General features: G+C 57.2%; 16 protein-coding genes and 1 pseudogene. 11 read left to right on the top strand and 6 right to left on the bottom strand.

The genetic code is table 11. The annotated features are described in order from the left end of the window. Window positions 1–2: 2 nt before the first annotated feature. Entirely contained in the window at window positions 3–3,380 is a 3,378-nt protein-coding gene (locus tag ACTF5F_RS03705; RefSeq protein WP_438955537.1) for an efflux RND transporter permease subunit, read from the top strand. On the opposite strand, the gene ACTF5F_RS03700 is transcribed toward ACTF5F_RS03705, so the two are convergent. After that, window positions 3,377–4,174 carry a protein-disulfide reductase DsbD domain-containing protein gene (locus ACTF5F_RS03700; protein WP_438955536.1) on the bottom strand — a complete coding sequence of 266 codons (798 nt, stop codon included), beginning with the start codon at window positions 4,172–4,174 and terminating at the stop codon, window positions 3,377–3,379. The genes ACTF5F_RS03705 and ACTF5F_RS03700 overlap by 4 nt on opposite strands. A gap of 107 nt (window positions 4,175–4,281) precedes the next feature. On the opposite strand from ACTF5F_RS03700, the gene ACTF5F_RS03695 reads away from it, so the two are divergent. Beyond that, complete coding sequence (locus ACTF5F_RS03695; RefSeq protein ID WP_438955535.1) at window positions 4,282–4,851, top strand: YqgE/AlgH family protein; 570 nt, start codon at window positions 4,282–4,284, stop codon at window positions 4,849–4,851. On the opposite strand, the gene ACTF5F_RS03690 is transcribed toward ACTF5F_RS03695, so the two are convergent. Further along, window positions 4,848–5,402, bottom strand: coding sequence for a TlpA disulfide reductase family protein (locus ACTF5F_RS03690; RefSeq protein WP_438955534.1), 555 nt, complete (start codon window positions 5,400–5,402; stop codon window positions 4,848–4,850). The two genes, ACTF5F_RS03695 and ACTF5F_RS03690, sit on opposite strands and share 4 nt — an antisense overlap. 12 nt (window positions 5,403–5,414) lie before the next feature. Between ACTF5F_RS03690 and argH the strand changes: the two genes are divergently transcribed. The 5 genes from argH to ACTF5F_RS03665 all read left to right on the top strand — a co-directional run bounded on the left by argH (window position 5,415) and on the right by ACTF5F_RS03665 (window position 11,327). Then, window positions 5,415–6,800 carry an argininosuccinate lyase gene (gene argH / locus ACTF5F_RS03685; RefSeq protein WP_438955533.1) on the top strand — a complete coding sequence of 462 codons (1,386 nt, stop codon included), beginning with the start codon at window positions 5,415–5,417 and terminating at the stop codon, window positions 6,798–6,800. Continuing rightward, the gene (locus tag ACTF5F_RS03680; protein ID WP_438955532.1) at window positions 6,800–6,973 is read left to right on the top strand and encodes a hypothetical protein; all 174 of its coding nucleotides are present in this window, start codon (window positions 6,800–6,802) and stop codon (window positions 6,971–6,973) included. Before argH ends, ACTF5F_RS03680 begins: the two co-directional genes overlap by 1 nt. Then, the gene (locus ACTF5F_RS03675; protein WP_438955531.1) at window positions 6,973–7,281 is read left to right on the top strand and encodes a DUF2834 domain-containing protein; all 309 of its coding nucleotides are present in this window, start codon (window positions 6,973–6,975) and stop codon (window positions 7,279–7,281) included. The genes ACTF5F_RS03680 and ACTF5F_RS03675 overlap by 1 nt, the downstream gene beginning before the upstream one ends. A gap of 95 nt (window positions 7,282–7,376) precedes the next feature. Next, window positions 7,377–8,642 carry a diaminopimelate decarboxylase gene (gene lysA / locus ACTF5F_RS03670; RefSeq protein WP_438955530.1) on the top strand — a complete coding sequence of 422 codons (1,266 nt, stop codon included), beginning with the start codon at window positions 7,377–7,379 and terminating at the stop codon, window positions 8,640–8,642. Between the two features lie 57 nt (window positions 8,643–8,699). Then, complete coding sequence (locus tag ACTF5F_RS03665; protein WP_438955529.1) at window positions 8,700–11,327, top strand: DUF4175 domain-containing protein; 2,628 nt, start codon at window positions 8,700–8,702, stop codon at window positions 11,325–11,327. Here the strand turns inward: ACTF5F_RS03665 and ACTF5F_RS03660 are convergent, their stop codons facing one another. Further along, a complete protein-coding gene (locus ACTF5F_RS03660) occupies window positions 11,328–12,119 on the bottom strand; it encodes a zinc-ribbon domain-containing protein (RefSeq protein WP_438955528.1) in 792 nt (263 codons plus the stop codon). Window positions 12,120–12,273: 154 nt separating this feature from the next. Here ACTF5F_RS03660 and ACTF5F_RS03655 point away from each other — a divergent pair, with 154 nt between their 5' ends. From ACTF5F_RS03655 to ACTF5F_RS03640, 4 genes are read left to right on the top strand one after another with little or no spacing between them, the layout of a single operon-like run. Continuing rightward, window positions 12,274–12,948: a cell division ATP-binding protein FtsE gene (locus ACTF5F_RS03655; RefSeq protein ID WP_438955527.1), complete on the top strand. Its 675-nt coding sequence runs from the start codon at window positions 12,274–12,276 to the stop codon at window positions 12,946–12,948. After that, window positions 12,945–13,850 (top strand): cell division protein FtsX, encoded by a 906-nt coding sequence (locus ACTF5F_RS03650; RefSeq protein WP_438955526.1) that lies wholly within the window; start codon window positions 12,945–12,947, stop codon window positions 13,848–13,850. The genes ACTF5F_RS03655 and ACTF5F_RS03650 overlap by 4 nt, the downstream gene beginning before the upstream one ends. Next, window positions 13,847–14,581, top strand: coding sequence for a lysophospholipid acyltransferase family protein (locus ACTF5F_RS03645; RefSeq protein ID WP_438955525.1), 735 nt, complete (start codon window positions 13,847–13,849; stop codon window positions 14,579–14,581). The genes ACTF5F_RS03650 and ACTF5F_RS03645 overlap by 4 nt, the downstream gene beginning before the upstream one ends. Continuing rightward, a complete protein-coding gene (locus ACTF5F_RS03640) occupies window positions 14,574–15,056 on the top strand; it encodes an MSMEG_1061 family FMN-dependent PPOX-type flavoprotein (protein ID WP_438955524.1) in 483 nt (160 codons plus the stop codon). The genes ACTF5F_RS03645 and ACTF5F_RS03640 overlap by 8 nt, the downstream gene beginning before the upstream one ends. 131 nt (window positions 15,057–15,187) lie before the next feature. Here the strand turns inward: ACTF5F_RS03640 and ACTF5F_RS03635 are convergent. The 3 genes and pseudogenes from ACTF5F_RS03635 to ACTF5F_RS03625 all read right to left on the bottom strand — a co-directional run bounded on the left by ACTF5F_RS03635 (window position 15,188) and on the right by ACTF5F_RS03625 (window position 17,892). Then, window positions 15,188–15,859: pseudogene (locus ACTF5F_RS03635) on the bottom strand (M50 family metallopeptidase). Between the two features lie 9 nt (window positions 15,860–15,868). Next, window positions 15,869–16,831, bottom strand: coding sequence for an acetyl-CoA carboxylase carboxyltransferase subunit alpha (locus ACTF5F_RS03630; RefSeq protein WP_438955523.1), 963 nt, complete (start codon window positions 16,829–16,831; stop codon window positions 15,869–15,871). Between the two features lie 104 nt (window positions 16,832–16,935). Further along, the gene (locus tag ACTF5F_RS03625; protein WP_438955522.1) at window positions 16,936–17,892 is read right to left on the bottom strand and encodes an L-malyl-CoA/beta-methylmalyl-CoA lyase; all 957 of its coding nucleotides are present in this window, start codon (window positions 17,890–17,892) and stop codon (window positions 16,936–16,938) included. Between the last annotated feature and the right edge of the window lie 159 nt (window positions 17,893–18,051).

Here is an 18,051-nt window from a genome sequence, read left to right as displayed (position 1 = left end):
CCATGGCCGAACCCCGCACCAACGCGATCCTGTCTTACTTCACGCGCCACAAGACCATTGCAAACCTGTTCCTGATCCTGATGATCGGAGCGGGCCTGATCGCGTTTCCTAACATGCGCGCGCAGTTCTTTCCCGATGTTGTCGTCGATGATGTCGACATCTCCGTTACATGGTCAGGCGCGGGGGCAGAGGATGTGGATGCGGCCATCGTACAAGTCCTTGAACCTGCACTCCTCTCAGTCGAGGGCGTCACCGAAACGCGCTCAACATCCTTCGAAGGCCGCGCGAGCCTGACACTTGAATTCCGACCCGGGACTGACAATGAAAAGGCCCGCGAAGATGTGCAATTCGCGCTTGATAACGTGCAAAACCTGCCCTCTGACGCCGATGATCCGGAGATTAGAACCGGTGGGTGGAGTGACCGCGTCACCGATGTGGTCATTACCGGACCTGTAGGGCCAGAACAACTTGGCCGGTTCGCGGATGAACTTGTCACAAGGCTTTTCGCTGAAGGTGTCACGCAAACCATCATTCGGGGCGTCGCGGCAAATTCCACGGTTGTTGAAGTGCCGTCCACCTCCCTCATCCGTCACGACATTGGCCTGTCGGAGATTGCCGCCCGCATTAATGCAGAGGTGAATGGCGACCCAGCGGGTGATGTCTCCGCCAGCACGCGGGTACGGACGGGGATTGCAAAACGAAGTGCGGATGACATTGAAGAGATTGTGCTCCGCTCCAACCCCGATGGGTCGAAACTGCGGATTGGTGATGTGGCGCGGGTTGTGTCCGAACGGGTTGACCGTGACCGCGCTTATTTTGTTGGCGAAAACCCTGCCGTCCAATTGCGCGTCAACCGCGATGCGTCTGGCGATGCCATCGGCATTCAGGCCATCGTGGAAGAGGTCGCACAGGAAATGCAGGCGACCTTGCCTGCGGGCACGACGATTGAGCTAGTCAACACATTGGCCGAAGTGATCAGCGCCCGCCTCGATATCCTGCTCGACAATGGGTTGATGGGGCTGGGGCTCGTTGTGTTGCTCTTGTTCCTATTCCTTAACGCGCGGACTGCGTTCTGGGTCGCGGCAGGGATACCAGCGGCGATGTTTGCCGCTATTGCGCTGATGTATGCGGCGGGTGTGACGATCAACATGATTTCCCTCTTCGCGCTTATCATCACTTTGGGGATCGTAGTCGATGACGCCATTGTCGTGGGGGAACATGCTGATTTCCGCGTGCGACGATTAGCCGAGGAACCCGTTGTCGCTGCCGAACGCGCCGCCGCGCGAATGTTCAGCCCTGTGTTCTCAGCCACCCTAACAACAATCATCGCCTTCTTTGGTTTGGTGGCGATTGGCGGACGTTTCGGCAGTTTGATTGCTGACATCCCTTTCACCGTGATCATCGTGCTGATTGCGTCACTGGCTGAATGCTTCCTCATCCTGCCGCACCACCTCAGCAAAGCGATGGTGCATTCTGCCAAAAACCATTGGTACGACTGGCCGTCGCGCACGTTCAACCGCGGGTTTGACTGGTTCCGTCGCACGATTTTCCGCCCCTTCATGGCCGGGGTCATTTGGGCGCGGTATCCTGTGCTGGCTGGTACGATCCTGTTGTTGGCCAGCCAAGTTGCGATGCTGGTGCGGGGTGACGTGCAATGGCGGTTCTTCAACGCGCCGGAGCAAGGACAGGTCACTGGCAACTTTGCTATGCTCCCCGCCGCTACGCGGGCAGATAGTCTTGAAATGATGCGTGAAATGCAACGCGCGACGGAGGCTTTGGGCGCGGATTACGAAGAACGCTATGGCGTGAACCCGTTGACCTTTGTTGTCTCCGAGGTGGGCGGCAACGCGGGCCGCGCCATCGCAGGATCGGACCGCAAAGACCCTGATCAATTGGGCTCGATCTCTATCACCCTGATCGACGCTGACAGCCGCCCATATTCCAGTTTTGCTTTTGTGTCGGAGCTCCAGGAAAACGTGCGCCAGCATCCTTTGACCGAAACTGTCAGCTTCCGCAGTTGGGGCCGTGGACCAGGGGGTGATAGCCTTGCGATCCAGATTTTTGGGGCCAACACCGAAGTTTTGAAAGCCGCTGCAGAGGAACTGAAATCAAAGCTAGTCCATTACTCAGAAATCAGTGGGCTGGAAGATAGCCTTGCGTATGACAAGGAAGAATTGCTGCTTGAACTAACGCCCCAAGGTCTCGCGCTTGGGCTGGATATCGAAACCTTAGGCCGGACGCTGCGCAACCGCTTGGGCGGGATCGAAGCGGCGACATATCCCGACGGTCCGCGCAGTGCGGCGATCCGCGTGGGACTGCCAGAGGGCGAGCTTTCCGCAGATTTCATGGACCGGATGCTCATTCGCACGGGGGCGGGCGACTATGTACCTTTGGGAGATGTTGTGTCCGTTGAAAGCCGGACCGGATTTTCCACCGTGCAGCGGGAGAATGGCATCGCGCTTGTCTCTGTTACTGGTGATCTCGACGATGAAGACGCCGAACGTGCGACCGAAATTCAGGAGGTCATTAACCAGACCGTCCTGCCGGAGGTCGAAACGCGGTTCGGGGTCGAAACCCAACTGTCCGGTCAAAGTGAGCAAGAGCGTCAATTTTTGGCTGATGCGCAAACGGGCCTCGTCTTGGCGCTGTTGGGTATCTTCCTTGCTCTGTCATGGATTTTTGGCAGCTGGACCCGACCGCTGGTCGTAATGGCGATCATTCCTTTTGGGCTCGTCGGCACGATCTATGGACATTTCGTTTGGGAAATCCCGATGAGCCTTTTCACCGTGGTGGGCTTGATCGGGATGGTCGGAATTATCATCAACGACTCTATCGTTTTGGTTACGACCATTGATGAATATGCGCAGGAACGTGGGCTTTTCCCGGCGATCATTGATGGTGCGTCTGACCGTTTGCGGCCGGTTTTGCTGACGACATTGACGACCGTCCTCGGTCTGACGCCGCTGCTCTACGAAGGGTCCAATCAGGCGGAGTTCTTGAAGCCAACAATCGTCACACTCACCTTCGGCCTCACCTTCGGGATGGTGCTGGTGCTCTTGGTGGTACCTGCTTTGATCGCGATGCAGTCGGATGTGGCGCGACAATTCCAGACCGTGCGCCGCGCGTTGCAAGGGCGGCGTTTGGCGATGCGACTGCCTGCTTTCGTTGCTGTGGCGGCGATGGTTGGACTGTTTTTCGCGCTGCTTGGTCCGATTCTGATCTCAGGCGCACCACTTGCGGCCGCAGCCGAGGCGTTGCCAATGCTCAACGGTGGGTTCTGGCCGGCGTTTGGGGTGTATCTTGCGGCGACGGCGGCGGTGCTGGTTGTTATCTATATCATTAGCGCGGTCAGCATGGCTGTGGCCCAACGACGCGCCTAACCGCCGGTGCAGCCTTGCACGTCGACCGCGCCGCCGGAGCCGAGGATCGTGATTCGAACGGCGGAGCGATCCAGAGCAAAGCTGGAGTAGGCGATATGCACAAGGTCGGATGTGGCTTCGATCATGCCTTTGGAAATCGTCACACTCGGCTCTGACACCCAAATTTGCGGATCGCCCGTCTCAATGACAATATCTTCGTCGCCCCGCAGGTTTGGCAAGCTCACCCGCGTCGTCAGTTCCATCGCCCCGCCGGTTGGTTTCAAGCGGCACGTGGCGGCGGTCACACCCGCTTCTTCTGCGGTCTGGGGGCGGTTGATCAAGGCTGCAACGATCGAGCTGTCCCTGCTGCCTGCCGGTGGAAGAACCGCTTGGATCGGGAATTCTACGGGGATGCAAATCTCCTCACAGACACCAATAGAAATCGTGCCTGAAACGGTGATGCTCCCATCGTCATCCACCGGATCAATGCGCATCGGTACAACGATGGAAGATTGGTAGCCTACAGAACGAAGGCCGGACTGATAAAACACCTCCGGCACTGGCCAGTGAAAATCCGCCTCAGTGATGTTTTCTGATCCTGACAAGGAAATCTCTGGCGGGATGCCACCATCACCGGGCGCGCGCCAATAGGTCTTCCAACCCTCGGCCAAAGTGATGCGCAGACCTGCAATATGGGTGCCATCCGCCCCGCGCCATCCGGGCAAAACGTCTAGCTGTGCGACATCCTCAAGCGATTGGGCGTGGGTGCTCGTGGCCGCTAGGGTCAGCAGAATCGTATGCAGCATCTTTTTCATGCAATCTGGTTTGGAAGAGTTGCCCTGAAATAGAAAGTCACGAATGAGAGATGTCACGGCGGCGTGTCCCCCTTGCACAAAGACCGCTCTCGGCACATCTTTGACATATGAAGGAATTCGGATCGAACCTTGTTGGGAAGCTTTTGATCGCGATGCCGGACATGGACGACCCAAGGTTCGCGCAAAGCGTGATCTACATTTGTGCCCACTCGGATGAAGGTGCGATGGGGCTGATCGTCAACAAGCCAAAGCCAAAGGTGCGGTTTTCCGACCTTCTGAAACAGCTTGATATTTCAAAATCTGACGCCTCACGCGACATTCGTGTGCACTGTGGCGGGCCGGTTGAGATGACACGCGGCTTTGTCTTGCACACGTCGGATTATCAATCCGGCGTCGGGACGCTGGAGGTGTCTGAAGGCATCGGCATGACGGCGACGCTGGACGTGTTGGAAGACATTGCGACAGGGCAGGGGCCCGTGACGTCGATGCTGGCGCTCGGCTATGCTGGCTGGGGACCTGGGCAGTTGGAAAGCGAGATTGCGGACAACGGCTGGCTGACCAGTGACGCGCGCAATGACATTCTATTTGGGCGCGCCAATGAGCATAAATGGAATGCCGCGATCAAACTGCTTGGTATTGATCCTTTGATGCTATCGAGCAGTGGCGGACGCGCCTAGCCATCAATCAATGCTTTCATAATGGCCACCGCGCTGTCGCTGTGCCAATCCGCATCACCCTGCAAACGCGCGATTTCCTGCCCTTTGGGATTGAGGATCAGCGTCACCGGCAGACCAAGCACACCTAAGCTGCGCGACAGATTTTGGCGTTCATCTGAGTGCAGGGGCAGGTTGTTGACGCCAATCTCGGCAAAAAATGCCTCCATCGACGGGCGCGGGTTCCGGCCTGTGGCGATGGTGACGACTTCAAGGTTATCCCCTCCAAGTTCCATCTGAAGCGCGGCAAGATCGGGCATTTCTTTCCGACAGGGCGCGCACCACGTGGCCCAGAAATTCAAAACCACATGCTTGCCCTCAAAAGCGGCGAGGGTCATCTCACTGCCATCTTCCCCCAAAAAGGCCACATCTGACCCATCGACAGGTGCGCTGTGCACCACAAGCTTGCCCATGTCACCTTCACGCAGTGCGGCGATATCAGGAGTTTCGGCCACCGCGCTGTTTGCAAGCACGCCGAGGCTTAGGTAAAGCAAGGCTGACTTAATAAATCCCATAGGGCTTCCTTTATGACTAAGAGCGCAAACACGATGTGGGGCGGGCGGTTTGCCGCCGGACCAGATGCCATTATGGAGGCGATTAATGCCTCGATCGGCTTCGATCAACGACTGGCCTCACAGGACATCGCAGGGTCACGCGCCCACGCCGCTATGTTGGCCGCGCAGGGTATTATTACCGATAAAGATGCTGAGGCGATTTCGGAAGGGCTGCTCACGGTCTTGTCAGAAATTGAAAGCGGCGATTTCCCATTCTCCACGGCTTTGGAGGACATCCACATGAACGTGGAAGCCCGGTTGAAAGAGATTGTGGGGGAGCCTGCAGGCCGTCTGCACACCGCGCGGAGCAGGAACGATCAAGTAGCTGTCGATTTCCGCCTTTGGGTGCGGGACCAATGTGATGCGGCATATGTGGCCTTGGCGGCGCTGATGCAAGCGCTCATCGGGCAGGCGGAGCAGGGGGCAGATTGGGTCATGCCCGGGTTCACGCATTTGCAAACGGCCCAGCCTGTAACGTGGGGCCATCATATGCTGGCTTATGTGGAGATGTTCGGCCGCGACAGGTCGCGGTTTGCCGATGCACGCAAGCGGATGAACATGTCGCCTTTGGGCGCGGCAGCCCTTGCCGGTACTTCCTTTCCCATTGATCGCCATGCCACGGCAGAAGCGTTGGGCTTTGACGGACCGATGGCAAATTCACTGGATGCGGTGTCGGACCGCGATTTTGCCCTCGAATTCCTCGCAGCCTCCAGCATTTGCGCGATGCATATGAGCCGCTTGGCGGAAGAGCTGGTGATCTGGTCCTCCGCCCAGTTCCGGTTTGTGAAGATGTCGGACAAATGGTCAACAGGATCGTCGATCATGCCGCAAAAGCGCAATCCGGATGCGGCAGAATTGATCCGCGCCAAGATTGGCCGGATATTTGGGGCCAATGTTGCCCTGATGACGGTGATGAAAGGTCTGCCATTGACCTATTCGAAAGACATGCAGGAAGACAAAGAGCAAGTCTTTGATGCTGCGGACAATCTGATGTTGGCATTTGCGGCCTTGAGCGGGATGGTCGCGGATATGTCGGCGCAGCCTGACAATCTGAAATTGGCGGCGGCAAGCGGATTTTCGACAGCGACTGATTTGGCGGACTGGCTTGTGCGTGAACTTGGGCTACCCTTCCGAGACGCGCACCATGTGACGGGATCGCTTGTGGCGCTGGCAGAAGGCAAGGGCATCGACCTGCCTGATTTGACGCTGGCGGATATGCAATCGGTCCATTCGGGTATAACGGAAGCGGTGTTTGACTTTTTGGGAGTGGCAAACTCTGTTGCGTCACGCACCAGCTTTGGTGGAACGGCCCCGAGCGAAGTGCGCAAACAGATAGCTCTTTGGAAGGATCGAATTTGATGAGGTATTTAAAGTGCTTGGGGCTGATCGCGGTGTTGGCGTCTTGTGGCGCGCAGAGCGACCCGCTGCGCCCTACCGCAAACTTTGGATTGAGCGTTGGCAGCGATGGCGTACAGCCAAGCGCCCAAATCGGCGCAACAAATGGCCCTGTATCTGTGTCGGTGGGCCTGTGATGCGCTGGGTCTTTCTGGCAATCGCCGTCTGGGGCGCCATCCATCCGATGTATTACTTCATCACGTGGTTCAACACGGACGGCTATGACCTGATGGCGATGGTTGATGCATGGCACGCCAACGCCGCCTCCAGCGGGCTGGTTTGGGATCTGACAATTGCGGCGGTTGCCTTGACCGTTTGGATCCTTTTCGAAGTCATCCAGCGTCGGATTTGGCTCGGCCTTATCGCGATCCCTGCGACATTTGGCATCGGGGTCAGTTGCGGACTGCCGCTCTACCTGTTCTTGCGGATGCGCAACGACACCTGATGGAGCCTCCGGCGGAGGTATTGCTGGCCAAAGAGGGTTGGTGTTTCGCCCGGATCTGCTATGACACGCGCTAGATTTTTGATGGAGACAGACGCGTGGATCATTTCCTGTATCGCGATGGTGTTTTGCATGCCGAAGACGTGCCGGTGGCTGAGATTGCCGCCGCTGTTGGCACGCCGTTCTATGTCTATTCCACAGCTACGTTAGAGCGGCATTTTAAGCTCTTTGATGAGGCTTTGGATGGTCTGGATCATTTGGTTTGCTTTGCAATGAAATCCCTTTCAAACCAAGCGGTATTGAAGGTTCTGGCGGATGCTGGGGCGGGGATGGATGTTGTTTCTGGTGGGGAATACTGCCGTGCGCGTGCCGCGGGCGTTCCGGGTGAAAAGATCGTGTTCTCCGGTGTTGGCAAAACGGCGGAAGAAATGTGCGTAGCCCTTAAAGGCGGCATTCGGCAGTTCAACGTCGAAAGTGAGCCTGAAATGGAGGTTATGAGCCGCGTCGCGACTGAGGTGGGTGTCGAAGCGCCGATCACAGTGCGCGTGAACCCCGACGTTGATGCCAAGACCCATGCTAAAATTGCGACGGGTAAGTCGGAAAACAAGTTTGGCATCCCGATCAGCCGCGCGCGCGAGGTTTACGCGATGGCGGCTGCTTTGCCGGGGCTGAAGGTGATTGGTATCGACGTGCATATCGGGTCGCAACTGACGGAGTTGGAGCCGTTTGAGTTAGCTTACAAAAAGGTTGCGGAGCTGACGGAACAGTTGCGCGCCGATGGGCACGAGATCACACGGCTGGATTTGGGCGGCGGGCTTGGCATTCCCTACGCGCGCTCGAACGAGGCGCCGCCCTTGCCGATGGACTATGGTGCGCTCATTAAGCGGACCGTCGGGCATCTTGGCTGCGAGATTGAGATTGAGCCGGGGCGCCTGATTTCGGGCAACGCGGGCCTGATGGTGAGCAAGGTGATCTACGTCAAAGAAGGCGAAGACAGGAAGTTTCTAATCATCGACGGGGCGATGAATGATCTGATCCGTCCTGCGATGTATGAGGCGCATCATGACATTGTGCCCGTGGTCGAACCTGCAGCGGGCGTGGAGCCTGCAACCTATGACATCGTGGGTCCGGTTTGTGAAAGCGGCGACACTTTTGCCAAGGGTCGCATGATGGCGGTGGTCGGTGCTGATGATCTGATCGCATTCCGGTCGGCGGGGGCCTATGGCGCGGTAATGGCGTCTGAATACAACTCCCGCCCGCTGATTCCCGAAGTTCTGGTGAAAGGCGATCAATTTGCGGTTATTCGCCCGCGCCCAACCTTTGACGAAATGATCGCGCGGGATACGTTACCTTCGTGGCTGTGATTCACGCAGCCTTGCAGGAGAAAGGTTCTGACCCAGCGACCTGACCAGCTGCCGCATTTGCGGCGCCCGATCGCGCTGACCCGCTTGGGTCTGATTGCGGAGCAGGTCCTGCGCGCGTTCTGGCCTTTGTGGACGGTTCTCTGCCTTGTCATGGCACCGCTGCTGTTCGGATGGCACGATAACCTGACGATAGAGGCGTTTTGGAGCCTTGCGACCCTTTCCATCCTAGCAATCGTGGTCACAGCGGGCTGGGGCGTTTACAAGATGCGCTGGCCGTCGCGGGACGAAGCGGTGGCGCGTGTTGATGCGCAGATGGCGGGCCGACCCATCGCGGCCATTGCCGACCAGCAAGCCATCGGATCAGGCGATTCAGCGTCAGAGGCTGTCTGGCAAGTACATATGGCGCGGATGGCGGAGCGGACTAAGGCCGCGACCGTGGCGGAGCCGAACCTGAGGATCGCGGACCGCGACCCTTATGGATTGCGATTTATGGCGATGCTGTTCTTGCTTTGCGGCTTGCTGTCGGGGTCTATCCTGCGTGTGGCCTCTGTGGGAGATATGGCGACTGCAACCGGCACCGACCTTGCCACTGGTCCTGTGTGGGAAGGTTGGATTACGCCACCTGCCTACACCGGCAAGCCAACGCTCTATCTCAATGATGTGCCTCAAGGGTCTGTTCCCGTGCCAGAGGGGTCAGAAGTGGCGCTGCGGCTCTATGGGGAAGTCGGCGCTTTGACGGTGGCTGATACGGTCTCCGGCAGGACCGACGGCCTTGGTTCCGCATCTGACGCGCAACAAGAGTTTGTGGTCACTCAAACAGGCCGATTGGAGATCATGGGCGAGAACGCGGCGGCTTGGACATTCGATGTCATTCCTGATGCTGCGCCAACTGTCGAGGTGATAGGTGACTTGGAAGTGGCTGCCTTGGGTGAATTCACGCAGCACTTTGCGGCTAAGGATGACTATGGCGTCAGCAGTGGGTTCGCGACGATTACTTTGGATTTAGATGAAGTCGAGCGGCGCTATGGTCTGTCCGTTGTGCCTGAAGAACGCGACGCGTTGGTTGTGGACCTGCCGATGCCCTTTGGCGGTGACAGGGATGATTTTGATGAGTTGCTGATCGACGATTTCAGCCAGCATCATTTTGCGAACTTGCCTGTGACCATGATCCTGACGGTGGAAGATGACATCGGGCAGCAAGGCGTGTCGGAGCCGGAACAGCTTGTTCTGCCCGGACGCCGGTTCTTTCAACCATTCGCGCGCGCGATCATCGAGCAGCGTCGCGATTTGATGTGGTCGAAAGAGAACGGCAAGCGCGTGGTGCGGATTTTGAAGGCGATTGCGCATCGACCTGAGGGCTTATTCTCGAACGAGGTGACGTTCCTTCGAATGAGGGCAATCACACGCAACCTTGACCGCTATGTCACCGATGGTCTGACCGACACGCAGCGGAACGAAATTGTCGAAGCCATGTGGGATTTGGCCATCCAGCTTGAGGATGGCACCCTAGCTGACGCGCGGGAGCGGTTGCGCCGCGCGCAGGAGCGGTTGTCCGAAGCTATGCGAAATGGTGCGTCGGACGAAGAAATTGCCGAACTGATGAACGAATTGCGCGAGGCGACGGACGATTACCTCGACCTTCTGGCACAACAGATGGAGCCGGGTGGCGAACAGACCGACCAGCCCGATCAGGGCGGCGAAGGGACGGAATTCACCCAAAACCAGCTCGACGCGATCATGGACCGTATTCAGGAACTGATGGAAGACGGCCGGATGGCGGAGGCTGAATCGCTGATGGAGGAATACAATCGTCTCCTTGAAAACCTTCGGATGACGGAAAACCAGTCGGGTCAGAATGGGGACGGACGCCAGACACCTGGCCAGCAATCGATGGATGAGCTTTCTGATACGCTTCGGGATCAGGAAGAACTGTCAGATGATGCGTTCCGTGAGTTGCAGGAACAAAGCCGCCGCCAGCAGCAAGGGCAACAACAAGGCCAACAGGGGCAGCAAGGTGCACAGGGCCAGCAGCAGGGTCAGATGCAACCCGGTCAGCAGAATGGGCAACGTGGCGTTAGTCAAGAAGGCGAAGTGGGTGATCAATCTGGGGAGCATTCGCAAAACGGTCAGGGCGAGGGCAGCAACGGGTCCGATCAACGGGGAAGCAGCGGGGATGGAGATGAGCAATCCCTCGCCGAACGTCAGGAAGCCTTGCGCAACGAACTTCAGCGCCAACGGGAGAACTTGCCCGGATTACCCGGTGAGCAAGGTGAGATGGCGCGTCGGTCCCTCGATCAAGCGGAAGGGGCAATGGACGGCGCTGAGGAGGCTTTGAGAGATGGTGATCTGGCCGATGCAATTAATCGTCAGGCGGAGGCGTTAAATGCGCTCCGCAACGCTCTGCAATCTATTCTTGGTGCCTTGGCAGAGAATGAGCAGGATCAGGAAGGTCAAGGCACCGCCAATGGCGAAGGGGCACCTTCGTCAGAGCCTGCACGCCGTGATCCGCTCGGCCGTCAGGTTGGGAACACGGGTCAGCTTGGCACGGATCAAAGCTTGCTTGGTGACCGTGACATCAGACGCCGCGCTGATGAACTTTTTGGTGAAATCCGCAGACGCTCAGGCGATCTGACCCGACCTGAGGTTGAGCGTAATTACCTGAAACGGTTGTTAGACCGCTTCTGATTATTGGTTTGCGTCAACCGCGCTTTGCATGGAATCGCGAACGCCACCCAGAAGCCCATCCAGCCACGCCCGCCCGCTATCGACTGCGGTGACATAGGCGTCGACTGTTCCAGCCAATGCCGGCATGGCCGATTTGATCTGAGGCGCGAACATATACAGTATGACAATCACCAAAACGATCAAAAGCACACTAAAGAAACCCGTTCTGAACCCGCGCTTTTGGGCTTTTTCAACTTTTTCCGGCCCTGGGGCGACTTTTTCTCTGCGTTCCTCATTTGAACGCAGGGTCGAGTTAATCTCTTCAATGTCCGGCAGCATTTCTTTGCGGGTCGCGGCGGCGACCGCTGCTGCGGTTGCCTTTTCACCCTTCAAGCGGGCAAGGCGTTCGGTGGTTTTTTTGTCACGCGCCTCATCTTGGGTGAGGCCCATTTCTGTCTGGCTTTCCATCGGCGTGCCGCGTTCAGCAGCGCGCGCAGCCTCTTCCCGTTCCGCTTCGGCATTCAGGATTTCAGCGACAGATGGATCAACGCGGGAAGGTTCAGCGGCCGCTGCCGCCTGGTCTGGCGCATCGGGTGCAGCCGCTTCATCGACATCCTCTTCGATGTCTTCGACAGGTTCTGGTTCCTGATAGGCAGGTAAAGGTTCTGGCGCCGGCGGCGCGTCAGCGACAACGCCAGGCGTTTCGAACCAGGTATGGCCGCAGTTAGAGCATTGGACGTCGCGCCCACGTGCTGGGATGACGTCATCGCCAACTTCGTACTGCGCCGTACAATTTGGGCACACTAATCTCATTAACTTACCCCTCGCCACCTCAGGCTTTTGACAGAAGCTGTATCACCGGACCTCTCAAACGCAATGCGCTTAGATAGGAGCGGCGCGGAGTTGATTGTAACCTGTTGCAAATTTGGGCAAAAGAAACCTGGGCAAGAACACAGAGGGCAGGCGCGTGATTGAGCTGGAAAATATTGCCTATAGCTACGGCGGTGGCGAACTTTTTTCCGGTGCTTCCCTGACCTTGGAACCTGGTTCTTTCCACTTTTTGACGGGTCCATCCGGTGCAGGTAAAACAACGCTTTTGAAGCTTTGCTATGGTGAATTACTGTCGACGTCTGGTCAGGTGCGGCTATTTGCAAAACCGGTGGAGGCCCACAGTCGGGATGATATTGCGATCGTGCGTCGGCGGATCGGTGTGGTGCATCAAAACTGTGAATTCTTGGACCATCTGAGCATTTATGAGAATATCGGTCTGCCTTTGACCGTTTCTGATCGAACCTTGGCAGCGTCATCTTATCTGGATGATTTGGTGGCTTGGGTGGGTCTCAAGCATCAGATGAGCCAACTGCCCCCTCAGCTTTCAGGGGGCGAACGGCAGCGTGCTGCGGTCGCACGAGCGGTCATCACATCGCCCGATGTGATTATTGCTGATGAACCGACGGGCAATATTGATTGGGAGATGTCCCAACGCGTATTGAGCCTTTTGGTGGAACTGAACCGGATGGGAAAAACTATACTCGTGGCGACCCACGACTTGAACCTGATCCGAACGGCAAAGGCACAAATTGGCATACGGGTTTTGAGGCTGAAAAACCGAAAACTGCAATTGTCAGGGGCAGAGCTTTGAGGACTGTCTTTTCCTTGCTTGGTCGGTTGTTGATCAGCAACCCAGACGCGGACCGTACCGTGTCGCCAACGGGGTTTATGGCCCGCCTTACTGTTTTCACGGCGGCGGCGATGGCTTTCTTAGCTGTATTTGCTCTGGCCTTGTCTTTTGCAGCCGATCGATTGGCGGATCGTTGGGCGTCTGAACTGGCTCAAATCTCGACCATTCGGATTTCTGCCCCGGCGGAACAGATAGATGCCCAAGTGGCGGCGGCGCTACGTGTTTTGGAGACGACCCCCGGCGTGGCCTCTGCCCGCGTCTTGAATGACGCAGAACAGCGGGACTTGCTGGCACCGTGGTTTGGGCCAGAGTTGCCCATCGAAACGTTGAGCATCCCTGACCTGATTGAAGTTCTTGAGACTGGTGAGGGCTATGATGCCACGGCTTTGCGGGCGCGGTTGCAAGCCGAAGTACCAGGCGCTGTTTTGGACGATCACACAAGGTGGCGGGAGCCGTTGGTAGCTGCCGCATTACGCCTGCAAGTTCTGGGGCTTATTTCGATCGTGCTGATTGTCGGGGCAACGGCGGCGATGATCACGTTGGCCGCGCAGTCGACCTTATCGGCAAACGCGCAAGTGGTACGTGTCCTGAGGCTGGTTGGCGCGCAGGACACGTATATCGCGCTCGCCTTCGTTCGCCGCTTCACGCTGCGGTCTATTGGTGGCGCTGCGCTAGGGGCCGTCATTGGGGCAATCTGCGTCGCGCTCCTCCCGTCCACCGACACCGCGGGTAATTTCCTGACAGGTTTGGGATTTCAGGGCTTGGAATGGTCCGTCTTGCTTCTGATCCCTATACTCGCTGGAACCGTCGCATTCTTTGCAACGCGCCATGCGGCGTTTCTTACTTTAAGGAACCAATCATGACATATGCTATTCAGTTGATCCGATCGCTGATTTTTAATGCATCAATGTACCTCGCCATGCTTGTCTTGGGCATCCTCTTCTTCCCATGGTCACTGGTGTCGTCGCGCGGGGCGATTGCCGCCTGTAAGACCTACTGCCGATATGTCCGCTGGTCCGCCGCTTGGATGATCGGGCTGAAGACAGAGATACGCGGCAAAGTGCCAGAAGGCGAAGTGATGATCGGGGCAAAACATCAGTCCTTCTTAGATGTCATCATGCTTTATGGCGCCGTCCCGCGTGGCAAATTCATCATGAAGCGCATCCTGATGTATGCGCCAATTCTGGGCCAATATGGGCTCCGCATCGGATGTGTGCCTGTGGATCGCGGCAAGCGTGGGCAGGCGATCCGCAAAATGTTGGCGGATGTGGAGGCGGGTCGCGCTAAAGGGGGGCAATTGCTGATTTATCCGCAAGGCACCCGCGTCGCGCCAGGTGTTGATGCGCCTTACAAAGTTGGCTCAGCTGCGCTCTATAAAGAGCTTGGTCAGCCTTGCATTCCGGTCGCCTGCAACGTCGGTGTATTTTGGCCAAAGCGTGGGTTTTATCGCAAACCAGGTGTGGCGGTGATGGAGTTTCTGGAGCCGATTGAGCCGGGACTAGAGACCGATGAGTTCATCGCAAAGTTGAAAGACCGGATCGAGACACGGTCGGATGCCTTAGCTGCTGAAGGTGGGTTCAGGAAGGATGTCTGACGGGATCGTCAAAGACATTGAGCAGTTAGACAAGATTTACGGCTCGCCTGCGCGTGCGTCGTTGATCAAAGTCTCGGACAAGATGATCCCAGTTTATGCAGATTGGATCATGGCCGCGCGTCTCTGCGTATTGTCGACCGTTGAGCGAGAAGGGACCGACGGCAGTCCGCGTGGCGATGATGGTCCGGTCGTCCGTATCGCTGATGAAAAGACACTGTTGATGCCCGATTGGCGCGGCAACAACAGGGCGGATTCCCTGCGCGATATGGTTCGCGATGGACGGGTGAGCTTGATGTTCATGGTTCCAGGCTCAAACAATGTGGTCCGCGTCAATGGCACAGCCGTCCTTAGCATTGCAAAAGACCTGCTGACGCGATTCTCCGACAAGGGTCGGCGTCCAAGAAGCGTGATCGTGGTCACGATTGGGGAGATCTATAGCCAATGCGCGCGTGCCCTGATGCGTGCAAGAACCTAGGAGGCAGGTGATGAAAGCGCAGGGCTTCCAACGGTGGGTGAGATGCTCACCGCAACATAGGATGGCTTTGACGGCAGAGTCTATGACGATGTGTGGCTGGAGCGCGCCAATCAGACGATGTGGAATGCCGACTAGCCAGATTTGAAAGTTAGGTTGCTCGGCTCCCGCAGCGCAACCTTTAGCGCGGAAAAGATCTTTGCCGCGCTGATCAACAGCCAGAGCCCACCCAAAAAGACCGTTGGTCCGCCAAATTCCGCTGCCAATATCCAGGCGTCTGACCCCACCGACGCGCGGAGGATCGTGTGGGACAAGAGATCAAACCGCACATCGATAATGCTGGCCAAGCCAATCACCCGCAAACCGAGGTCGTTTGCATCTCGAGGCAGCCAGCGTGCGCAAGCCAGCATGGCCAATCCCGTGACACCAGAGAAAATGAGCGCAAAACAGCCGCTGATATAAAGCGCGGCGATCAGCAAAAGACCCGCACCGCAAGCCGACATGATGATCCTGTCAGCCTTAGTTTTGAGGGCGGCCAGCAAGAGTGCGAGGCCAATGAGGAGCAACCCAAGATAACCCACGGTGAGTGTCCAGAACCGGCTCCCGCCCCGCGATCAGACAACACCGCCTTGGTCAGTAGACACCGACAGGCTGACCACTTTCCCACCCGTCAAAATGGTCATCACCGCGTGGGACACCTCATGGAAGAAGACGATGAGAATTTTGAGAGGGGCGGCGACAGGCATTTGCCAAAGTGCAAAAACAAGGGCGAGGATAAGCGCCAGCTGCCAATGGCCCCGCAGCAATGTGATGCTTTAAGCGGCCAGCCCTTTTGAGCCGAGATCAAGATACTTCTGCTGACGGTCGCCGCGGATCTTCTTGGCCGATTTGCCCTCGACTTGTTTCAGCAGTTTCAGGATCGCCTTTCCAACTGCTTTGATCGTGGCGTTGGCGTCACGATGCGCGCCGCCAACAGGCTCTTTGATAATCTCGTCGCATACGCCGAGTTTATGGAGGTCTTGCGCTGTCAGGCGCAGCGCCTCTGCCGCTTCGCGCATTTTCTCTGCATCTTTCCAGAGGATTGATGCGCAGCCTTCTGGGCTGATGACGGAATAGACCGAATGCTCTAACATCGCGACCTTATTGGCCGTTGCAAAGGCTACGGCTCCACCAGAGCCGCCTTCGCCAATGATGACGCTGATCAGTGGCACGCCAAGCTCTAGGCAGGCTTCTGTCGACCGCGCGATGGCTTCGGATTGTCCGCGCTCTTCAGCTCCTTTTCCGGGGTAGGCGCCGGGTGTGTCGACAAGGGTGATGACGGGCAGGCCAAACTTATCGGCGAGTTTCATCAGGCGGATGGCTTTGCGATACCCTTCTGGGCGGGCCATGCCAAAGTTCCGCTCGATCCGTGATTTGGTGTCGTTGCCCTTTTCATGGCCGATCACCATCACTGGGTTGCCGTCCAGACGAGCGATGCCCCCCATAACAGCATGATCATCGGCAAAGTTCCGGTCGCCGGCGAGCGGTGTGTATTCCGTAAACAGTGCGTTGATATAGTCTTGGCAGTGCGGCCGGTTCGGGTGCCGTGCGACCTGACATTTCCGCCAAGGGGTCAAATCCGCATAAAGCGATTTGAGAAGGTCATCAGCCTTCTTGTCGAGGGCGGCGGCCTCTTTCTCGACGTCCATCTCGTCATTTTCACGGGCGAGGGCGCGCAGCTCTTCCGCTTTGCCTTCAATCTCCGCCAGCGGTTTTTCGAATTCGAGATACTGCGTCATTCCGGCCTCTTTCTCTTTGGTGGGATATAGGCACTTGAGGCCGGTGTTTGCAATGGCGGGGTGACGCTTCGCTGCGCAATCGCCCCACCCGCCATCCCGATGGGTTAGCCCGCGATAAGCTCTGCTTGCGCCACAATCACTTCGGCTTGCTTGATAGAGGCGATATCGACCAAGCGCCCTTTGTAGACGGTCGCGCCTTCACCGCGGGCTTTGGCATCGGCCATTGCCTGCAAAATCTCCCGCGCTTCGGCCACAGCCTCGTCAGACGGTGTGAAAACTTCGTTTGCAAGCGCGATTTGCTTTGGGTGGATCGCCCATTTGCCGACCATGCCCAGCGTCGCACTGCGCCGTGCTTGCGCGCGGTAGCCTTCATCATCTGAGAAGTCACCAAACGGCCCATCCACAGGCAAAACACCGTGGGTCCGACAAGCGGCCACAATGGCTGTCTGCGCCCAGTGCCATGGGTCGGAGAAATGGTGCGTGTCGCCGTGCAGCATGTAGTAATTCTCCTGCGTGCCGCCGATTCCAGTGGTCTGCATGCCCATGGAGGCTGCAAAATCAGCGGCCCCAAGGCTCATCGCAGCCAAACGGGGGGAGCTTGCTGCGATCTCCTCCACATGGGCGATGCCCGCCGCGGATTCGATGATTACTTCAAAGGTGATTTTCTTTGTCCGGCCTCTCGCTGCTTCGATCGCGGTTACTAGCGCATCAACCGCGTAGATGTCTGCCGCACAGCCCACCTTTGGGATCATGATCTGATCCAACCGGTCGGAGGCTTGCTCCAGCAAGTTGACCACATCCTTGTACCAATAGGGCGTGTCCAAACCGTTGATCCGCACGGACAGCAGCTTGGTATTCCAGTCCACCTCATGCGTGGCTTTGATGACATTGGCGCGTGCTGCATCCTTGTCCGTGGGCGCAACACTGTCTTCGAGGTCGAGATTGATTACATCGGCCGCCGACGCTGCCATTTTCTCGAACAGTTTGACGTTGGACCCCGGTCCAAAAAGTTGGCAGCGGTTGGGGCGGGCAGGGGGCGTTGGTTGAAGTTGGAAGGACATGTCGTGGTTCCGCTAGCAAGAAAATAACGATTGAGATTGCGTATTCGATATTATCTTGCGCGACGACTCGCAAGGATCATTTCGCACTTGCAGCATTTTCGCCCAACAAAGGCGGGAAAGGCGTCTTTTGCTCCAAACACCTTCGGGGTGAGGCGCATC

Origin of the sequence: Cognatiyoonia sp., assembly GCF_965661665.1 — a bacterium.
Taxonomy (GTDB): domain Bacteria; phylum Pseudomonadota; class Alphaproteobacteria; order Rhodobacterales; family Rhodobacteraceae; genus Cognatiyoonia.
Note: the sequence above shows the minus strand (reverse complement) of the source record. Positions and strands in the feature narration are given on the sequence as shown.

Bases quoted from the DNA above. Each gene is read 5' to 3' on its own strand.
- ACTF5F_RS03705 (WP_438955537.1), top strand. From the start codon at position 3: ATGGCCGAACCCCGCACCAACGCGATCCTGTCTTACTTCACGCGCCAC.
- ACTF5F_RS03700 (WP_438955536.1), bottom strand. From the start codon at position 4,174: ATGAAAAAGATGCTGCATACGATTCTGCTGACCCTAGCGGCCACGAGC.
- ACTF5F_RS03695 (WP_438955535.1), top strand. From the start codon at position 4,282: ATGAAGGAATTCGGATCGAACCTTGTTGGGAAGCTTTTGATCGCGATG.
- ACTF5F_RS03690 (WP_438955534.1), bottom strand. From the start codon at position 5,402: ATGGGATTTATTAAGTCAGCCTTGCTTTACCTAAGCCTCGGCGTGCTT.
- argH (WP_438955533.1), top strand. From the start codon at position 5,415: ATGACTAAGAGCGCAAACACGATGTGGGGCGGGCGGTTTGCCGCCGGA.
- ACTF5F_RS03680 (WP_438955532.1), top strand. From the start codon at position 6,800: ATGAGGTATTTAAAGTGCTTGGGGCTGATCGCGGTGTTGGCGTCTTGT.
- ACTF5F_RS03675 (WP_438955531.1), top strand. From the start codon at position 6,973: ATGCGCTGGGTCTTTCTGGCAATCGCCGTCTGGGGCGCCATCCATCCG.
- ACTF5F_RS03660 (WP_438955528.1), bottom strand. From the start codon at position 12,119: ATGAGATTAGTGTGCCCAAATTGTACGGCGCAGTACGAAGTTGGCGAT.
- ACTF5F_RS03645 (WP_438955525.1), top strand. From the start codon at position 13,847: ATGACATATGCTATTCAGTTGATCCGATCGCTGATTTTTAATGCATCA.
- ACTF5F_RS03640 (WP_438955524.1), top strand. From the start codon at position 14,574: ATGTCTGACGGGATCGTCAAAGACATTGAGCAGTTAGACAAGATTTAC.
- ACTF5F_RS03630 (WP_438955523.1), bottom strand. From the start codon at position 16,831: ATGACGCAGTATCTCGAATTCGAAAAACCGCTGGCGGAGATTGAAGGC.
- ACTF5F_RS03625 (WP_438955522.1), bottom strand. From the start codon at position 17,892: ATGTCCTTCCAACTTCAACCAACGCCCCCTGCCCGCCCCAACCGCTGC.